Raw genomic sequence first — 18,045 nt, forward strand, 5'->3', positions numbered from 1 at the left:
AGAGGGATAGGCAATGGCAAGGACGAAGGCTGCAGATTTCGATGAGAAACGCCGCAGCATTCTGGACAGTGCAGCAGCCGTCTTTGCCAAGCTCGGCATGGAACACGCCTCGATGGCGCAGATCGCCAGGGAGAACAATGTCTCCAAGGCGTTGCTCTACCACTACTACCCGAGCAAGGAACTTCTGATTTTCGACATCGGCCGCACCCACCTCGTCGAGCTCGAGGCGGCGATTCTTGGAGCCGATCAACCCAGTCAGGCCCCGGACAAGCGGCTTGCCCTGCTGATCGCCGCGGTGCTCGAAAACTATCGTCACGCGGCCAACTATCAGCAGGTCTTGTTGAACGGAACCGGCTCGCTGTCCGAGATCCAGAAAGCCGAACTCAATCAGATCGAACGACGCATCATCCGCGCTTTTTCAGGAATTGTGGAAGAGATCAATCCAGCGCTGGTCGAACGGCGCGCGATGGTGATGCCGGTGACGATGTCGCTTTTCGGCATGCTGAACTGGGTGCACACCTGGTTCAAACCGAGTGGGGCAATGACGCGCAAAGGCTATGCGGAACTGGTCGCCTCTCTCTTCCTGGACGGTGTGAAAGCCATCCGTTAAAGCAATTCCAGGAAAAGTGTGTAGCGGTTTTCCGTCCGGAATTGCGTCAAGACAAGAGATAGAGCGGTTCGGCGTTTCCGTGAAACGATGAACCCCTCTAACGGCCCACGGCGCCCTTCTCCAACTGTCGATCATTCTCCTTACTTGGCGTCGTTTGGGTCGCCTGCGCGAGCATCTCGCTTACGCGTGCTTTCACTTGCCCGGTTGCCGCGTCCTTGACCGGACCATAGCCACGAATGTCCATCGGCGCTTTGGCGATCTCCACCACTGCCGCTGGTCCCTGCTGCGTCATGCGTTCCAGCAGCAGCGCCACGATCTCTTCGTACCAATCGATCAGACCCCGCTCCATCCTGCGCTCGGCGGTGTAGCCGAAGACGTCGAATGCGGTGCCCCGCAGCCGCTTGAGCCGTGCCAGCGCACGCAGCGGCGTCTGGATCCATTGGCCGAACTGGCGCTTCAGCGGCCGGCCCCTTGCATCCTTGCCGGCGGCGAGCATAGGCGGCGCGAAGTGGTAGTTCACCTTGAAGTCGCCCTCGAACTCTCGGCTGAGCTCGGCAAGAAACCCGGTTCGCATGTGCAGCCGCGCGACCTCATATTCATCCTTGTACGACATCAGCTTGAACAGCGAGCGCGCCACTGCCTCGGTCAATGCAGTCGAGTTGAACCGCGCCTCCGCGGCCCGGACGCGCTCGACCGTGTCGCGGTAGCGCCGCGACCAGGCCTCATCCTGATAGCCGACGAGAAATTCCACGCGGCGTGCGATCACGTCGTCGATCGACTCCGGGCCTGGCGCTTCGTTCTTGTTGAGAGAGTTCGGCTCGGCGAAGGCCAGACGCCCGGCCGCGAACGCCTGCCGGTTCTTCTCGACCGAGACACCGTTGAGCTCCATGGCGCGATCGAGCGCCGCAAGCGAGACAGGCACCAGCCCTTGCTGCCAGGCGAACCCCAGCATGATGACGTTGGCAAAGACGGCATCGCCGAAAAGCTTCTCCGCCATGGCGTTGGCATCGAAAGCGCTGACATTTCCGGTTCCTGCCACCTTCTCGATTTCCCGTAGCCGGCGGCGTGTGGCGAGATCGGCGTCGCGTATGCGCACGACGTCACCGGTCGGCATCTCCGCAAGATTGACGACCGCGCGCATGCCGCGCCGATATGTTGCCGATGCCTTTGGCGAGGAGGACACGACAATGTCGCAGCCGATCAGGGCATCAGTGGCACCATTGTCGATCCGGACCTGGTTGATGGCCGACGGCGTCTCGGCAAGACGGATGAAGGACAGCACCGGGCCAAACTTCTGTGCAAAGCCGGTGAAATCGAGAACCGAACTGCCCTTGCCCTCGAGGTGGGCAGCCATGGAAACCAGAGCTCCGACCGTCACGACACCGGTGCCGCCGACCCCGGTGACCAGTAGGTCGAACGGCTTGTCGAGGGGTGGCAGGTCCGGCGCGGCGAGCCCGCCAGCGCGAGAAACGAAGTCACCTTCGATATCGGCTTTCTTGCGCCTGACGGCGCCCTCCACCGTCACGAAGCTCGGGCAGAAGCCGTTCAGGCAGGAGAAATCCTTGTTGCAGTTCGACAGGTTGATCTTGCGCTTACGCCCAAACGGCGTCTCCTTCGGCTCGACGCTCAGGCAGTTCGACTCGACGGAACAATCGCCACAGCCTTCGCATACGAGATCGTTGATGTAGGCGAAGCGCTTCGGGTCCTCCATCGTGCCGCGCTTGCGGCGACGACGCTTTTCGGTCGCGCAGGCCTGCTCATAGATCAGCACCGAGACACCCCTCACCTCGCGCAGTTCGCGCTGCACGGCGTCGAGGTCGCGCCGGTGGTGGATGGTGATGCCGGCGGGCAGGCTGGACGGGGAGAATTTCTCCGGCTGGTCAGACACTAGAGCGATGCGCTCGACCCCTTCGGCGCGCACCTCCTGCGCAATCGCGTGAACGCTGATCGGCCCGTCGACCGGCTGGCCGCCGGTCATCGCCACGGCATCATTGTAGAGGATCTTGTAGGTGATGTTGGCTTTGGCCGCGATCGCCTGGCGGATCGCCATCGATCCGGAATGGTAATAGGTCCCCTCGCCAAGGTTCTGGAAGATATGACCCTTGCCGGTGAAAAGCGACGAGGCTGCCCAGTTAACCCCCTCGCCACCCATCTGGATCAGCGAGGTCGTCTCCCGGTCCATCCAGCTCGCCATGAAGTGGCAGCCGATGCCGGCCAGCGCCTTGGACCCTTCCGGCACCTTGGTCGACGTGTTGTGCGGGCAGCCCGAACAGAAATAGGGCGTGCGCGTGGCGCCGGGCACCTGGATAAGGCGTGCGGCCTCGGGGACCAGCTTCGCTGCCCGTTCGAGCAGGCGCAGATTGGGAAACATCATGTCCAGCCGCCTGGCGACGATCGGGACCAGCATTCCGGGCGACAGTTCGCCGATCCACGAGATCAGCCGGTTGCCGTCCTCGTCGCGCTTGCCGACCATGGCGTGCGGCTTGTCGCCGGGATAGTCGTAGAAGTATTCCTTCAGCTGGCTCTCGATGATGCCGCGCTTCTCCTCGACGACAAGGATCTCCTTCTTGCCGCGCACGAACTCCAGCGCATCCCGCCGCGCCAGCGGCCAGACCATGCCGACCTTGTAGATGTCGATGCCGAGTTTCCGACAGGCCGCTTCGTCAAGGCCAAGCAGCCGCAAGGCCTCCATCAGATCCAGATGGCCCTTTCCGGTCGTTACAATACCGAACTCGGCATCGGGGATGTCATAGATGCGACGGTCGATCGGATTGGCCTCGGCGAAGGCGAAGACCGCCATCTTCTTCGCCTCCATGCGCTCCTCGATCTGCGGCCCTGGCAAGTCCGGCCAACGATAGTGCAGGCCGGTAGCCGGTGCGGTGTAGGCGGGCTGCTTGAATTCGCGCGGCGGCGCAATGTCCACCGACTGGCCGCTTTCGACTGTTTCCGAGATCGCCTTGAAGCCGACCCACATGCCGGAAAAGCGCGACAGTTCGTAGCCATATTCGCCGAAATCCAGATATTCGCCCACCGACGACGGGTTCAGCGTCGGCATGAACCAGGCCATGAAGGCAACGTCGGACTGGTGCGGCATGGACGACGAAACACATCCGTGATCGTCGCCGGCGACGACGAGAACGCCGCCATGCGGCGAGCAGCCATAGGCGTTGCCATGCTTCAGCGCATCGCCGGCTCGGTCGACGCCCGGACCCTTGCCGTACCACATCGCGAACACGCCCTCGACCTGCCTGTCCGGGTTCGTCTCGACCTGTTGCGAGCCGAGCACGGCGGTCGCCGCAAGGTCCTCGTTCACCGCGGGCAGGAACTCGATATTGTGCTGCTTGACCAGGTCCTTGGCGCGCCACAGTTCCATATCGACGCCGCCAAGCGGAGAGCCGCGATATCCTGAGATGAAACCGGCGGTGTTCAAGCTGTTCGCCTTGTCGCGCCGCGCCCGGTCCAGCGCGATGCGCACCAGGGCCTGCGTACCGGTCATGAACACGCGACCGGAGGTCTTCGTGTAGCGATCGCCAAGCGCGTAGTCAGCGATCGGAGTGAGAGCTGGCAATGAAACCTCCGCATCAACGCTACTATGGGTAGATTCTACCAACTCCTTGCGAAATAGCCTGTCTCTCTTTATGGTATTTGACATGATTTCGGTAGATTAAGCCGATATTATCGGAAAATTCGGCAGGATTTACCACAAATGACAAAACCCGAACTAACTGCCCAGGACCGCAAGCTGCTTGAGATTCTGCAGTCCGATGCCCGCATCTCCAATCAGGATCTGGCTGACAAAGCCGGCATGTCCGCGTCTGCCTGCTGGCGAAGGGTGCGGATGCTGGAGGACGCCGGCGTGATCGCCGGCTACATGGCGCTCGTCGACGCCGGAAAGGCAGGGTTTGGATTCAGCGCGATTGTTCATGTGACGTTGGTGCGCCACGAGGCCGACCACGTGACCAATTTCATCACGCGCGTCGCGCAACAACCCGAGGTGCTGGAATGTTTCTCGACCACCGGCGAGGCGGACTACCACTTGCGCGTCGTCTGCCGCGACAAGGATGACTACAATATCTTCCTCGAGCAATTCCTGTTCCGTCTGCCGGGAATTGCCCATGTGCGCACCAATCTGGTGCTGAAGGAAATCAAGCTGCACGGCAAGGTTCCGGCGTAGTGCTGCGACCGCATTGCTATTGCGGCCAGGTCTTTGCCACCATGGTCAGCACGTCATACTGAGCCACCACCTGGGCCTCCTGGTTGGTCACCGTGCAGTCCCAACGCACCTCGCCATAGTCCTCCGTCTCGCGCGGATTGATCTGCTTGCAGGTGAGCGTCACACCAAGGGTGTCGCCCGGGTTGACCGGTGTGAGAAAGCGCAACGAGTCTACGCCGTAATTGGCCAGAACCGGACCGGGCGCCGGGTCGACGAACAGGCCGGCGGCAAAGGAGACGATGAGATAGCCATGGGCCACCCGGCCGTCGAAGAACGGATTGGCCCGGGCCGCTTCTTCGTCCATGTGGGCGTAGAAAGTGTCGCCGGTGAAATTGGCGAAATGCTCGATGTCGTCCAGCGTCACGGTGCGTGTGGCGGTGATCAACTGGTCACCGATCTCAAGCTCGGCGAGCGACTTGCGGAACGGATGGACAGTGTCGTTGCGGGCAATGGCACCCGCCATCCAGCGGCCAGTCACCTCCGACAGCAGCCACGGTGCCGCCTGCACGGCGGTGCGCTGCATGTAGTGCTTGACCGAACGCATGCCGCCAAGTTCCTCGCCGCCCCCTGCCCTGCCCGGTCCGCCATGGACGAGGACGGGCAGCGGCGAGCCATGACCGGTGGAAGACTTCGCGCTGACCCGATTGCCAATCATGATGCGGCCATGCCAGGGGCCGAGCGCTGCCACCGCCTCGCGAGCAAATGCGGCATCGTTGGTGAACACGGATGCGACCAGGCTGCCCTTGCCACGCCGTGCCAATTCGGCGGCCTCGTCGATCGTGTCATAGGGAAGGACGGTGCTGACCGGGCCGAATGCCTCGACGTCATGGACTGCCTTGGCACTGCCGGGCTTGTCGCAATAGAGCAGCACCGGATTGAGGAAGGCGCCGGCCTCCACGTCGCCCGAGATGATGTTGGGTCGATCGGGATCGCCAGCGACGATTTCGGCATTAGCCTTCAAATCAGCAATCCGCGCGCGCACCTCGTCGCGCTGGGCCAGGCTGGCCAGCGGACCCATTTTTACCGACTCATCAGCGGGATTGCCGAGGGCAACTTTGGCAAGCCTGTCGCCGAGCGCCTTTATGAGCGCTTCGACCGACCCGCGCGGCGCGATGACACGGCGGATGGCCGTGCATTTCTGGCCGGCCTTTGCGGTCATCTCGCGCGCCACCTCCTTGACGAAGAGAGCGAATTCTTCGGTGCCGGCCACCGCGTCCGCCCCAAGGATCGCCGCGTTCAGGCTATCTGCCTCCATGGTGAAGCGAACCGAATTCTCGACAATGACCGGGTGCGTGCGCAACTTGCGACCCGTCGTTGCCGAGCCCGTAAAGGTAACGACATCCTGGCAGTCGACATGATCCAGCAGATCTCCAACCGATCCGCTGATCAACTGCAGTGCGCCCTCGGGCAAGATTCCGGTTTCGACGATGCGGCGCACCATCAGTTCGGTGAGATAGGCGGTTTGGCTGGCCGGTTTGATGATCGCCGGCATCCCGGCAAGAATTGTCGGCGCCAGTTTTTCCAGCATGCCCCAGCAAGGGAAATTGAACGCATTGATGTGGATAGCCACGCCTTCCAAAGGCGACATGACGTGCTGAGCGGAAAACGTGCCGTCGCGCGACAACTGCTCGACCTCGCCGTCAACCAGGACACGGCTGTTCGGCAATTCGCGACGTCCCTTGGACGCATAGGAGAGCAGCGTGCCGATGCCACCCTCGATATCGATCCAGCTGTCGGTACGCGTCGCGCCGGTAGCCGTCGACAGGGCGTAGAACTCATCCTTGCCCTCCATGAGTTTCTGGCCAAGCGCCTTCAGCATGAGCGCGCGTTCGTGGAAGCTCATCTTGCGCAGCGCCGGTCCGCCTTTCGACCGGCCATGGGCCAGCGATCCCGCAAAGTCGATGCCGCTGGCATCGATCAGCGCCACTGGCTGGCCCGTCGATGCGTCGAGCAGAGGAACCGCCTGGCCAGCACCACGCACCCATCGCCCGCCAATGTAGCTTTCCAGCTGGCGGACAGTCTTGAAAGGTGCGTTCATCAGGTGGCTCCTTCGGGAGACAAGCGCAGTTCAACCAGCATATCGCCAATCTGTTTCGACCAGGCGCTGGCCAGTTCGGCATTCGCGGTGTGTCGCAGGCCGAACCGCTTCTGGGTTTCGAAATGCGTGGATGCAGCCGCGCCGAAACTGGCGGCGACGCGTGGGCGCCAGTAGTCGATCGAGGTGGTCACCTCAGCCTGCGCTGCCCGGTCCACGAGTATCTTGCGCAGCCCTTCTTCACCGAGTTCCATGTGCCGACGCTCGCGCGGCAGGATGGCGCGAAAGACCTCGGCCAGCGGCTGATAGGAAAGACGTGTGAATTCATCGAGCTGGATGACGACCGCGCGGCCCATCAGCACGTTCATGACCACGGCATCGGTCCAGCCATCCAGAGGGTAGTGCAAGACAGCAAGGCGCATGTCCGTGCCGTGCCGCGCGGCGCCCAGATCGCTGTTGCGTGGAACGCGTTCGGTCCAGGGGTGGTGGGTCGCGTAGCGCGATGTGTCGGCGCCGAACTCGCCCATGATTTCCAGCACGCGCTCGGCATGGTCGAGCTTCTCAAGCACGATGCGCGAAGCGGCAATACGCTCCTTGATGCCGGGGCCTGCATTGATGATTTCGGCAAAGCCCGCCGCCCCGGCCAGTTCGCTGTCGACGAAGGTCGCCATCAGCCGCATCAACTCGCCGCGGTAGCGCGCCGGCGCGTTCTCCGGCGAGGTCAGTTTGCCGCCCTGAGCGAGATAGTCCTCGATGGGCATGGTTTCCGACATGGCTGCCGGGGTTTCACTGGTCATAGCTCACCACCACGGAGTCCGAGATTGGGTAGCACTGGCATGTCAGCACATAGCCGCGCTTGACCTCGTAATCTTCAAGCGCGTGGTTGGTCTCCATTTCAACCTCACCCTCCAGCACCATGGCGCGGCAGGTGGAGCAGACGCCCGCCTTGCAGGCGTAGGGTGCCTCAAGGCTGGCACCAAGTGCGGCGTCGAGGATCGACTGGCCTCGCTTGGGCATGTCGATGACGCGGGTCGTGCCGTCCAGCGTGATTGTCGCCTTGCAGGTCTCCGCCCTGTCATTGCTGCTTGCGGCCTTGGCGACATGCCGGGCCCGACGCGGCGCGGAGGCGAACAGCTCGAACTTGATCTGGTCGTCGTGCAACCCATGCTCCCGCAAGGACGCGGCGATCGCCAGCATCATCGGTTCCGGGCCGCAGATATAGGCGAGATCCACCGCCTTGATGTCTATCCATCCCTTGAACAGTCTCGAACATTTCTCGGCGTCGATGCGACCGGAAAACAGATCGATGTCCTGGGCTTCGCTTTCCAGCACATGGATGATGCTGAAACGGCCAAGGTAGATGTTCTTGATGTCCTCGAGTTCCTCGCGAAACATGATCGCGTTGATCGAGCGGTTGCCGTAGATCAGCGTGAAGCGTGACCTTGGCTCGCGTGCCAGGGTTGTCTTGATCAACGAAAGCACCGGCGTGATGCCGCTGCCGCCGGCAAAGCCGAGATAGCTGCGTCCGCGCTCCGGCTCCAGTGGCACATGGAACGCACCCATGGGAGGCATCGCCTCCAGCAAATCGCCGGGCCTCAGTTCGTCATTGGCCCAGGTCGAAAAGGCTCCGCCTTCTACTTTCTTGATGCCGACCTTCAACAAGCCCTCGTCCCTGCCAGCACAAATCGAGTAGGAACGCCGCAACTCCTCCCCCTCGAAGGTGCGGCGGAACGTCAGATACTGCCCTTGCGTGAAGTCGAAGGCGGCGCGGTCCTCGGCTCGGGGGCTCAGCGTCACCACCACCGCGTCGCGCGTTTCGCGGCGGACATCCGCGACTTCAAGCTGGAAAAAACGAGCCATCAAGCGTTCCTCAACGGGTCAGATGCTCTTGAAATAGTCGAACGGCTCAAGGCATTCCGCGCAGCGCCACGAGGCCTTGCAGGGCGTCGAGCCGAACTGGCTGACCCGCTCCGTGTTTTGCGACCCGCAACGCGGACAAACAACTTTCAAGACCTTGAGGGCCCCAACACATGCGGCGGTGCCCTCGATCGGCGGTGCGATGCCATAGGCGCTGAGCTTCTCGCGGCCTTCCGTGCTGATCCAGGCGGTCGTCCACGCCGGCGACAGCTGCCGCTTCAGGGCAATCTTCTCAATTCCATGTTGACGCAGCTTCCGGTCAATCTCGAAATTGATCACGCTGGTGGCGGGACATCCCGAATAGGTGGGTGTGACAGTGACCTCGAGCGTCTCGCCATTCCACGCAACGCCCCGGATGATCCCCAAATCGACCAGTGAAATGACTGGGATTTCAGGATCGGGCACTTCCGCCAGCCAGGACCAGATCTGGTCCACCGGAGAATTCGCGCTGCCTTGGCGGAAGCCGGGTTCGCCCATCGTGCGCTCCTACCACTTCGCGCCGGGGTAAGCGCGCTGCAGGAACTGCATCTCCGCCAGGATATAACCGAGATGTTCGCTGTGCACGCCGCGCTTGCTGCCCTTGTGGGCGAATGTCGTTTCCGGCGCCTTCAATGTTGCATCGGCGAGTGCTCTGCCCAGCGTGGCCTCCCACGCCGGACGCAGGCCCCTGGGGGCCGGCGCAATTCCGGTCTCGGCAAGCTCGTCATCGATGCTGTCGGCAAGAAACATCTCGCCGGTGTACGGCCACAGAACGTCCAGGGCGGACTGCATCCGTTGACGGCTTTCCGAGGTGCCGTCACCCAGGCGGACCACCAGGTCGACACTTCGCTCCAGATGGTAGGCTGCTTCCTTGGAGGCTTTTTCGGCGATCTCGGCGACGCGATGTTCCGACGATGTTTTCAGGGCAACCAGCAAGGGATAGTGCCAGGCATCGAACAGGAACTGCCGCATGACCGTGCGACCAAAATCGCCGTTCGGCTGCTCGACCAGCAACAGGTTGCGATAGCCGGCAGCGTCCCTCAGATAGGCCAGGCTGTCGGCACTACGGCCACGGCCCTCCGCGTCGGCGGCGAGCCCGAGCCAGAGCTGCGCCTGGCCGATCAGGTCGAGCGCGGTGTTGGCCAGTGCAATGTCTTCCTCCAGTGCGGGCGCGTGGCCACACCACTCGGAGTTGCGGTGGGCCAAGATCAGGCATGTATCGCCCATGCGCAGGGCGAACTCCGCGATCCCTGACGTGGCTATTGGAGCGCCCATCACATGTGCCCCACTTCATCCGGCACGTCGAAGAATGTCGGGTGACGATAGACCTTGGAATTCGCGGGGTCGAAGAGAGGACCCTTGTCCGACGGCGCGGAGGCGACGATATCCGCGGAGCGCACCACCCAGATGCTCACGCCCTCGTTGCGGCGCGTGTAGACATCTCTAGCATTGTGGATGGCCATTTCGGCATCAGGCGCATGAAGGCTTCCGACGTGCCGGTGGTTGAGGCCATGCTGACCTCGGATGAAGACCTCCCACAGGGGCCATTCGCTGGACATAGGATGCCTCCTTATCTGGCTGCCATGGTAACTTCGCTATTCCGCCGCCACAGGCACCGCTGCCTTGCGCGCGGCTGCCTTTTTCGCGTAGGCCGTCAATCCATCACGGAACCAGGCGCCTTCGTTCCAGGCCGTTTGCCTGGCTTCAAGTCGCTCACGGTTGCAGGGCCCGTTGCCGGCGATGATCTCGAAAAACTCGCTCCAGTCCGGCTGACCGAAGTCATGGCCGCCCTTTTCCTCATTCCACTTCAACTCAGCATCGGGAACGGTGAGGCCCAGGAACGTCGCCTGCGGCACGGTCTGGTCGACAAATTTCTGGCGCAACTCGTCGTTGGAATCCTGCTTGATGTTCCAGGCCATCGACTGCGCTGAATGGACCGACGCATTGTCGGAAGGGCCGAACATCATCAGCGATGGCCACCACCAGCGGCTCAACGCATCTTGCGCCATCGCCTTCTGTTCTTCCGTGCCTTTGCACAGAACGTTCATGATGTCGAAACCCTGGCGCTGGTGAAAGCTCTCCTCCTTGCAGATGCGCACCATGGCGCGCGCATAAGGTCCATAGGAGCAGCGCTGCAGCGGCACCTGGTTCATGATCGCCGCGCCATCGACCAGCCAGCCGATCGCGCCGATGTCGGCCCAGCTCAGCGTTGGATAGTTGAAGATCGAGGAATACTTGGCCTTGCCCGAATGCAGTTGCTCGTACATCTCGTCGCGGCTGATGCCGAGCGTCTCCGCGGCGCAATAGAGGTAGAGGCCATGGCCTGCCTCGTCCTGCACCTTGGCCAGCAGGATCGCCTTGCGCTCCAGCGTCGGCGCGCGGGTGATCCAATTGCCTTCAGGGAGCTGGCCGACGATCTCGGAGTGGGCGTGCTGGCTGATCTGACGGATCAGCGTCTTGCGATAGCCTTCCGGCATCCACTCTTTCGGCTCGATCTTCTGGCCATCGTCGATGCGCTCCTGAAAGGCGCGCTCGACCGGATCCATCTCATCCAGCGACTTCACCTTGGCCGCGTCAGTCTTCACCATCTGCGCATACATGACCGTCTCCTTCGCAAGCTGGCGCGTCAGACGCGCTCGAGGATCAACGCAATTCCCTGTCCGACACCCACGCACATCGTGCAAAGCGCATAACGTCCTCCCCCGCGCTGCAGTTGCCAGGTCGCGGTGGTGGCCAACCTGGCGCCGCTCATGCCCAGCGGATGCCCAATAGCGATTGCACCACCGTTGCGGTTTACGTGCTCGGCATCGTCAGGCAGGCCGAGGTCTCGCAGCACAGCCAGGGCCTGCGCGGCAAAGGCCTCGTTCAATTCAATGATGTCCACCTGTTCGATGGTCAGCCCGGCGCGCTTGAGCACGCGGCGCACGGCAGGGACCGGGCCGATGCCCATGATGCGCGGCTGAACGCCGGCCGCCGCCATCGCGACGATGCGGGAGCGCGGGGTAAGCCCGTGCGCCTTCACTGCTGCCTCGCTGGCGATGATGAGGCCGGCCGCGCCGTCATTGACGCCGGATGCATTGCCCGCGGTAACCGAAAGGTCGGGACCGTTGACGCCCTTCAATTTGGCCAGTTGGGCCGCCGAGGCATCCGCTCGGGGATGCTCGTCGCGGTCGACCACCAGCGGATCGCCCTTCTTCTGGGGGATGCTGACCGGGATCAATTCGTCGGCGAAGACGCCGGCATTTTGAGCGGCCGCCCAGCGCTGCTGACTGCGCAACGCGAAGGCATCCTGATCGGCGCGCGAAACACCGAAGTCCGCAGCCACATTGTCGGCTGTCTCGGGCATCGAGTCCGTACCGTGCGCCTTCAGCATCTTGCGATTGACGAAGCGCCAGCCGATCGTTGTGTCGTAGACGGAATTGGCGCGCGAGAATGCGCTCTCGGATTTCGGCATCACGAATGGCGCCCGCGACATGCTTTCGACCCCGCCGGCAATCATCAGATCGCAGTCGCCGGCACGGATCGAACGCGCTGACAAACCGACCGCATCCAGACCGGAGCCGCACAGCCGATTGACTGTCGTGCCGGGGACATCGACCGGCAAGCCCGACAGAAGCACCGCCATGCGCGCCACGTTGCGATTGTCTTCGCCCGCCTGGTTGGCACAACCGAGGATGACATCGTCGACCTGGCTCCAGTCGACCGAGGGATTGCGCTGCATCAATGCGGTAAGCGGCAACGCGGCGAGGTCATCCGCCCGAACAGCCGCAAGTGCTCCGGCATAGCGGCCGATAGGCGTACGCACGGCATCGCAGATGAAGGCTTCCGGCATCGATCCCTCCCAGGCCTTTCGGCTTACATTAACCGACCGGTCGGTCATGTATTAGCGCATGAGACGGCTACGGACAAGACGCCAGCGGGATTTTTTTGAGTCAACGGAGATCCGCGGAATCTCGATCCGGACGCCCTGCCCGGGCTGATTGGCAATGCATCCGATGGGCGGTCGACCAGGAGATTATGGACCGCACCATTCCCGGCGTGGATGCCTTGATGTGTTGTTCATCCCGTTGCTCTTTGTAGCGACCCGCAGGATGTTCAACTTCAACAAGCAGCCTGGCGACATCGGTGACCGCCCAGGATATCCCGCCGCGGAACATTAGATCCTCACCGTTCGAGCGAAGAGAGGCGCGCGCTCAAGATTTCCCGCCTGGTGAGGCGCAGCTTTCTCTTTCCACCAGGGTAGGCGTCAGCGTTTCATGCCGGGAATGCGCGGCCGGCTGGTTCAGGCGTTCCAGCAGCAGCGCCACGGCCCGCGTTCCGATCTTGTCGACGGGCTGGGCGACCGTCGTCAACGGAGGCCATGTGGTGGCGGCATAGGGGATATCGTCGAAGCCGATCACCGACATGTCGTCGGGAACCCGAAGCCCCCGCGCGCGCAAGGCGCTGAGAGCGCCCATGGCCATCAGGTCGTTGCAGGCGAAAACCGCTGTAATGTGGGGTGCCTGGGCCATCAGGCGTTCCATCGCGACACGGCCGCCGGCGAAATGATAGTCGGCATCCACCACCGCCTCCTTCGGCAGCCGCAGGCCAGCGTGATGGAGCGCCTCGGCAAATCCGCGCAGGCGGGCCGGGCTGGAACTGGAATCGCGCGGGCCGCCGATGGCGCCGACCTTGCGATGGCCGAGCCCGGCCAGGTGCTGGCCGGCGAGACGACCGCCATGACGGTGGTCCACCAGGACGGAATCCACGTTGACCGACCGGATTTCGCGGTCGAGGAGCACGGCGGGTATGTTCGACTTCGAAAGGCGTGAGAAGACACGCGCATGGTCGGAGGAGCCGGCGAAGATAAGGCCATCGATCTGCTTGGCCATCAGCACCGAGAGGTAGCGTTCCTCCTTCTCGGGCTTGCCGTCGGAATTGCACAGGATCACCGTGTAGCCCGCCACGAAGCCGGCATCCTCGATCTGGCGTGCGACGCCGGCGAAGAAGGGGTTGGAGTTGTCCGGCAGGAGCAGGCCAATGGTTTTGGTGACGCCGCGTCGCAGACCCCGCGCCAGCGAATTGGGACTGTAGCGCAGCGCCAGGATCGCCGCCCGGACGCGCTCAGCCGTTTCCGGCTCGACGTGGCGCGTCGCGTTCATGACATGCGAGACGGTCGCGACCGATACCTTGGCTTCTCGCGCAACATCAGCGATCGTCGTCATGGCGGTGGCTCCTAGCGCATGATCCGTAGCAACCGTTCCCGGTAGGCGTCGAGGATGACGGCCAGCACGATGACGAGGCCGATGACGATCGGCTTGAAATTGTCGCCGACGCCCAGAAGCTGGAGCCCGGTGCTGAGCACCTGCAGGATGCAGGCGCCCACCAGCGTGCCGATGATCGAGCCCTTGCCGCCATTGAGGCTGGTGCCGCCGATGATGACGGCGGCGATGGCGTTCAGTTCGTAGCCGACGCCCGCGATCGGACTGCCGATGTTGAGGCGCAGCAGATAGACCATGGCCGCGATGCCGGCCGTCAGGCCGCTGATGGTGAAGGCGGCGACTTTGTAGATGTCCGGGTTGTGGCCGGATAGGCGCACCGCCTCGTCATTGGTGCCGGTGGCGAAGATCATCCGGCCGAACACGGTGAAGCGCAGCACGAACCAGCCGACAGCGATGACCAGCACGGCGATCAGGAAGATCGAGGGCAGGAAGCCGCCGATGATAAGATTGCCGAAATCGACGAAGCCCTGCGGAAGGCCGGTAATCGTCGAATTGTCGCTCACCACCCGCGCCGCGCCGGCGGCCATGTTGAGCATGCCCAGCGTAACGATGAAGGACGGGATCTTCCAACGCGTCGAGATGAGGCCGTTCAGAGCGCCGCAGACCGCGCCCGTCGCCATGCAGCCGAGCAGTGCCAGCGTGATGGAGACGGCTGGTGTCATGGTCTCGTTCGTCATGATGGTCGCCCCGACCACGGTGCACAAGGCAAGCACCGATCCGACCGAGAGATCGATGCCGCCTGTGAGGATGACGAAGGTCATGCCCGCCGCGAGCACGGTGTTGATGGCGATCTGCACGAAGATCTTCAGCGCGTTCTCCGGTGTCGCGAAATAGGGCGCGGTGAACGAGAAGAAGAGCGTGATCAGCACCAGCGCCATCAGCACGCCGGCGTCGCGGACGAGAAAGCGCATGATCCTCGCCTTGTTGGCGGAGACGGCCGTCGATGCGGCGGTTTCGGACGTATCGCTCATAGTCGCACATACTCCTGATAGGCGAGCGACAGGATTCGCTCCTGGTCGAATGCGGCTCGCGGCACTTCGCCGACGATCTTGTTCTTGGAAAAGACGATGATGCGGTGACACATGCCCATCAGCTCGGGCAGGTCGGACGAGACCATGATGATACCCTTGCGCTCGGCTGCCAGCATCCACAGCAGCTGGTAGATCTCGCGGCGCGCGCCGATGTCGACGCCCCTGGTCGGCTCATCCAGGATAAGCGTCGAGGTGCCGCGAAACAGCCACTTCGCCAGCACCACCTTCTGCTGATTGCCGCCCGAGAGGTTTCGCACCGCCTGCGCGATTGAAGTGGTCTTGACGCGCAGGCGGCCGACAAGATCGGTCGCCGCGGCCGTTTCCTTGCCGCGGTCAAGCAGGCCGAGGTGCGAGATCTTGCTGAGGTCCGTGATGGTCATGTTCTGGGCGACCGGCATGTCGAGCAGCAGCCCCTGCCCCTTCCGGTCTTCGGTGAGCAGGCTCAGGCCATGGCGCACCGCGTCCTTCGGCGTGGAGATCGCAACCGGCCTGCCGTCCACCGCGATGGTGCCGCCGGCCTTGGGGTCGGCGCCGAACAGCGCGCGCATGGCCTCGGTGCGGCCGCTGCCGACAAGGCCAGCGACGCCCAGGATTTCACCGCTCCGCACTTCGAAGGATATTGCGGGGGTGGTGGCGTCGCGCTTCAGGTCGGTAACGGCAAGCGCCACCCTCCCCGGTACTATCGAGGCGTCGAAGCCGTATTCGTCGGCGATATCGCGCCCGATCATCAAACGAACGAGATCAGGCACGGTCAGCGCTTGCAGGTCGCGGGTGGTGACGAGCTGGCCGTTGCGCAACACCGTCACCCGGTCGCCGATCTCGAAGACCTCGTGGAGACGGTGCGAGATGTAGATGATCGTCACGCCCTTGGCCTTCAGGCGCTTCAGGATCGCGAAGAGGCGTTCGATCTCCGGCGGCGTCAGTGTCGCGGTCGGCTCGTCGAGCACCAGCAGCTTGCTGTCGTAGCAGAGCGCCTTGGCGATCTCGACCAGCTGCATCTGCGCGACGCCGAGTTCCTCGACGCGCGTTTTCGGGTCGATGTCCAGGCCGACCTCCTTCAGGAGGGCAGTGGCGCGTCGGCCCAGGGCCGCCCTGTCGACGACGCCGAAGCGTCGCGGCAGGCTCTCCAGCATCAGGTTCTCGGCGATGCTGAGATAAGGCAGGAGATTGAGCTCCTGATGGACGATGCGGATGCCCTTCACCTGCGCATCATGCGGTGTCTTGGGATGGTAGGGAGCGCCGTTGAAGACGATCTCGCCGCTGTCGGGACGGTAGATGCCGGCCAGCAGCTTGATCAGGGTCGACTTTCCGGCACCGTTCTCGCCCAGGATGATGTGCGTTTCGCCACGCTCGATTGCCAGCGACACGCCGCTCAGGGCGATGGCTCCGGGAAAGACCTTCCCGACCCCTTCAAGGACCAGCAGCGTGTCGGTTGCCTGCATGACGCTCTTTCCTCAATGCGCCCTCACGCTCGTGCGCGGCGCGGTCGCCTGGAGCACCCAAAAAAACAGAACAACAGATAGAGCCAATCCGGCTCTATCTGGACGGAACGGGCGGATACACTCTCGGAGCATCCTACCGACAGGACGCCAAGCGGATTTCGGATAAATCCGATGATCCACGCCGCTGAGAAACACCCGCAGCGATGGCAGCATCGCCGAGGCCGGAGCGCTGCGCCGGCCTCGGAGGGGCTTGGTGCCCGTCAGATATCCTTGTCGGTGATGAGCTTGATGTTGGTCTTGACCCAGCCGGAGAATTTCTCGCCGGCAAGCTCACGCAAGCCGTAATCGATGCCCATGGCTGCCATCTGCGCGCCGTATTGCTCGATCGTCGCCAGCATCTTGCCATCCTTGAGCAGCGCCTTGACGGCAGGGATGTTGTCGAAGCCGACGACCTTGATCTGGCCCGATTTGCCCGCGGCATCTATGGCCTTGACGACGCCCAGCGCCATCGAATCGTTCGCGGCCATGACGCCCTGGATGTCGGGGTGCTGGGTCATGAAGTTGGTCATGAGCGTATTGGCTTCTTCCGTCTCCCAGTGAGCGGTTTTGCTATCGAGCAGATCCAGCCCGTTTTCCTTCACAGCGTCGTCGAAGCCGAGCTTGCGTTCCTTGGCGTTGTCAGCCTCGGGGTTGCCTTCGAGGATGACGACCTTGCCGCCCTTGCCGAGTGCCTTGCCCAGCGCGTCGCCGGCCAGCTTGGCGCCGGCGCGGTTGTCCGGCCCAAAGAAGGCGAGGTCGATGCCGGCCTTCTTCTTGGCTTCCTCATCGAGCGAGACGTCGATGTTGATGACCTTGATGCCGGCCTTCAGGGCCTTGGAGATCGGCGTGACCATCGCCTTGGAATCGGCGGGCGCGACGACGATGACATTGAATTTCTGGGTGATGAAGTTCTCGATGGCGTCGACCTGCGCGGCAAAGTCGCGCTCGTCCTTCATGCCGACGGTGGCGAAATCGAACTTGTCCTTGTTCTTGGCCGCGTACTCATCCGCGCCGGCCTGCATCTGCTTGAAGAACTCGTTCGCCAGCGACTTCATGACCAGGCCGACCTTGGGCTTGTCCGCCGCAAATGCGCCGAAAGGCAGCGCCATGGCGCCCGCCGCCACCATGCTGGTCTTGATGAATTGCCGGCGCGAAAACAGGTCGAGATGCAATGCGTTCGGGAATGTTGGCTTGTCACTCATGTTTTCCTCCCTTGAGTGTCGGTTCAGGTCAATTTTCACGACACAAACGATTACGTAACCGATTACGTCGCCGCTATCCATTGGAACGATTGATCCACGTAACCAGTTACATTGGCACAGGTGCGGCATTGCGCAGCATCCCTGACTCGCTCGTGAATGCGTGGCGGGCGCCGAAGAAACAGGGCCCGCCGACCTAAATGTGCGCGGCGGCTCGGCGGACAGTCTCCTGCTCCACGTGACCGGCACTGGCCATGGCGGCGGCGATCACGCACAAGAACTGTTGGACTTCCCGCTTCCTTGTCGCGGCCCTGATGCT

The 18,045-nt window shown here is 62.7% G+C and carries 15 protein-coding genes; 2 read left to right on the forward strand and 13 right to left on the reverse strand.

Annotated elements, in window-relative coordinates; genetic code table 11:
* Positions 1-13: 13 nt before the first annotated feature.
* Positions 14-610: a TetR/AcrR family transcriptional regulator gene (locus tag ABVQ20_RS30940; RefSeq protein WP_354463493.1), complete on the forward strand. Its 597-nt coding sequence runs from the start codon at positions 14-16 to the stop codon at positions 608-610.
* 97 nt (positions 611-707) lie between these two features.
* Here the strand turns inward: ABVQ20_RS30940 and ABVQ20_RS30945 are convergent, their stop codons facing one another.
* Positions 708-4,178 (reverse strand): indolepyruvate ferredoxin oxidoreductase family protein, encoded by a 3,471-nt coding sequence (locus ABVQ20_RS30945; protein WP_354463494.1) that lies wholly within the window; start codon positions 4,176-4,178, stop codon positions 708-710.
* Between the two features lie 138 nt (positions 4,179-4,316).
* Between ABVQ20_RS30945 and ABVQ20_RS30950 the strand changes: the two genes are divergently transcribed.
* Positions 4,317-4,784, forward strand: coding sequence for an Lrp/AsnC family transcriptional regulator (locus tag ABVQ20_RS30950; RefSeq protein ID WP_354463495.1), 468 nt, complete (start codon positions 4,317-4,319; stop codon positions 4,782-4,784).
* 16 nt (positions 4,785-4,800) lie between these two features.
* Here the strand turns inward: ABVQ20_RS30950 and paaZ are convergent, their stop codons facing one another.
* The 12 genes from paaZ to ABVQ20_RS31010 all read right to left on the reverse strand — a co-directional run bounded on the left by paaZ (position 4,801) and on the right by ABVQ20_RS31010 (position 17,729).
* The gene (gene paaZ / locus ABVQ20_RS30955) at positions 4,801-6,861 is read right to left on the reverse strand and encodes a phenylacetic acid degradation bifunctional protein PaaZ (RefSeq protein WP_354463496.1); all 2,061 of its coding nucleotides are present in this window, start codon (positions 6,859-6,861) and stop codon (positions 4,801-4,803) included.
* Positions 6,861-7,655: a Phenylacetic acid catabolic protein gene (locus tag ABVQ20_RS30960; protein ID WP_435528460.1), complete on the reverse strand. Its 795-nt coding sequence runs from the start codon at positions 7,653-7,655 to the stop codon at positions 6,861-6,863. Before ABVQ20_RS30960 ends, paaZ begins: the two co-directional genes overlap by 1 nt.
* Positions 7,645-8,718, reverse strand: coding sequence for a 1,2-phenylacetyl-CoA epoxidase subunit PaaE (paaE, locus tag ABVQ20_RS30965; RefSeq protein ID WP_354463497.1), 1,074 nt, complete (start codon positions 8,716-8,718; stop codon positions 7,645-7,647). The genes ABVQ20_RS30960 and paaE overlap by 11 nt, the downstream gene beginning before the upstream one ends.
* A gap of 18 nt (positions 8,719-8,736) precedes the next feature.
* Positions 8,737-9,252, reverse strand: coding sequence for a 1,2-phenylacetyl-CoA epoxidase subunit PaaD (paaD, locus tag ABVQ20_RS30970; RefSeq protein WP_354463498.1), 516 nt, complete (start codon positions 9,250-9,252; stop codon positions 8,737-8,739).
* A 9-nt stretch (positions 9,253-9,261) separates the two neighbouring features.
* Positions 9,262-10,029 (reverse strand): 1,2-phenylacetyl-CoA epoxidase subunit PaaC, encoded by a 768-nt coding sequence (gene paaC, locus ABVQ20_RS30975; protein ID WP_354463499.1) that lies wholly within the window; start codon positions 10,027-10,029, stop codon positions 9,262-9,264.
* A complete protein-coding gene (gene paaB, locus ABVQ20_RS30980) occupies positions 10,029-10,313 on the reverse strand; it encodes a 1,2-phenylacetyl-CoA epoxidase subunit PaaB (protein ID WP_354463500.1) in 285 nt (94 codons plus the stop codon). The genes paaC and paaB overlap by 1 nt, the downstream gene beginning before the upstream one ends.
* A gap of 36 nt (positions 10,314-10,349) precedes the next feature.
* Positions 10,350-11,354 carry a 1,2-phenylacetyl-CoA epoxidase subunit PaaA gene (paaA, locus tag ABVQ20_RS30985; RefSeq protein WP_354463501.1) on the reverse strand — a complete coding sequence of 335 codons (1,005 nt, stop codon included), beginning with the start codon at positions 11,352-11,354 and terminating at the stop codon, positions 10,350-10,352.
* A gap of 26 nt (positions 11,355-11,380) precedes the next feature.
* Positions 11,381-12,586 carry a 3-oxoadipyl-CoA thiolase gene (pcaF, locus tag ABVQ20_RS30990; protein ID WP_354463502.1) on the reverse strand — a complete coding sequence of 402 codons (1,206 nt, stop codon included), beginning with the start codon at positions 12,584-12,586 and terminating at the stop codon, positions 11,381-11,383.
* A gap of 361 nt (positions 12,587-12,947) precedes the next feature.
* Positions 12,948-13,958: a LacI family DNA-binding transcriptional regulator gene (locus ABVQ20_RS30995; protein WP_354463503.1), complete on the reverse strand. Its 1,011-nt coding sequence runs from the start codon at positions 13,956-13,958 to the stop codon at positions 12,948-12,950.
* Between the two features lie 11 nt (positions 13,959-13,969).
* The gene (locus ABVQ20_RS31000; RefSeq protein ID WP_435528464.1) at positions 13,970-14,926 is read right to left on the reverse strand and encodes an ABC transporter permease; all 957 of its coding nucleotides are present in this window, start codon (positions 14,924-14,926) and stop codon (positions 13,970-13,972) included.
* Positions 14,927-14,982: 56 nt separating this feature from the next.
* Positions 14,983-16,488, reverse strand: a complete 1,506-nt coding sequence (locus ABVQ20_RS31005; RefSeq protein WP_354463505.1) for a sugar ABC transporter ATP-binding protein — start codon at positions 16,486-16,488, stop codon at positions 14,983-14,985.
* A 260-nt stretch (positions 16,489-16,748) separates the two neighbouring features.
* Positions 16,749-17,729, reverse strand: coding sequence for a sugar ABC transporter substrate-binding protein (locus tag ABVQ20_RS31010; RefSeq protein WP_354463506.1), 981 nt, complete (start codon positions 17,727-17,729; stop codon positions 16,749-16,751).
* Between the last annotated feature and the right edge of the window lie 316 nt (positions 17,730-18,045).

The organism is Mesorhizobium shangrilense, assembly GCF_040537815.1.
Classification (GTDB): Bacteria; Pseudomonadota; Alphaproteobacteria; order Rhizobiales; family Rhizobiaceae; genus Mesorhizobium; species Mesorhizobium shangrilense.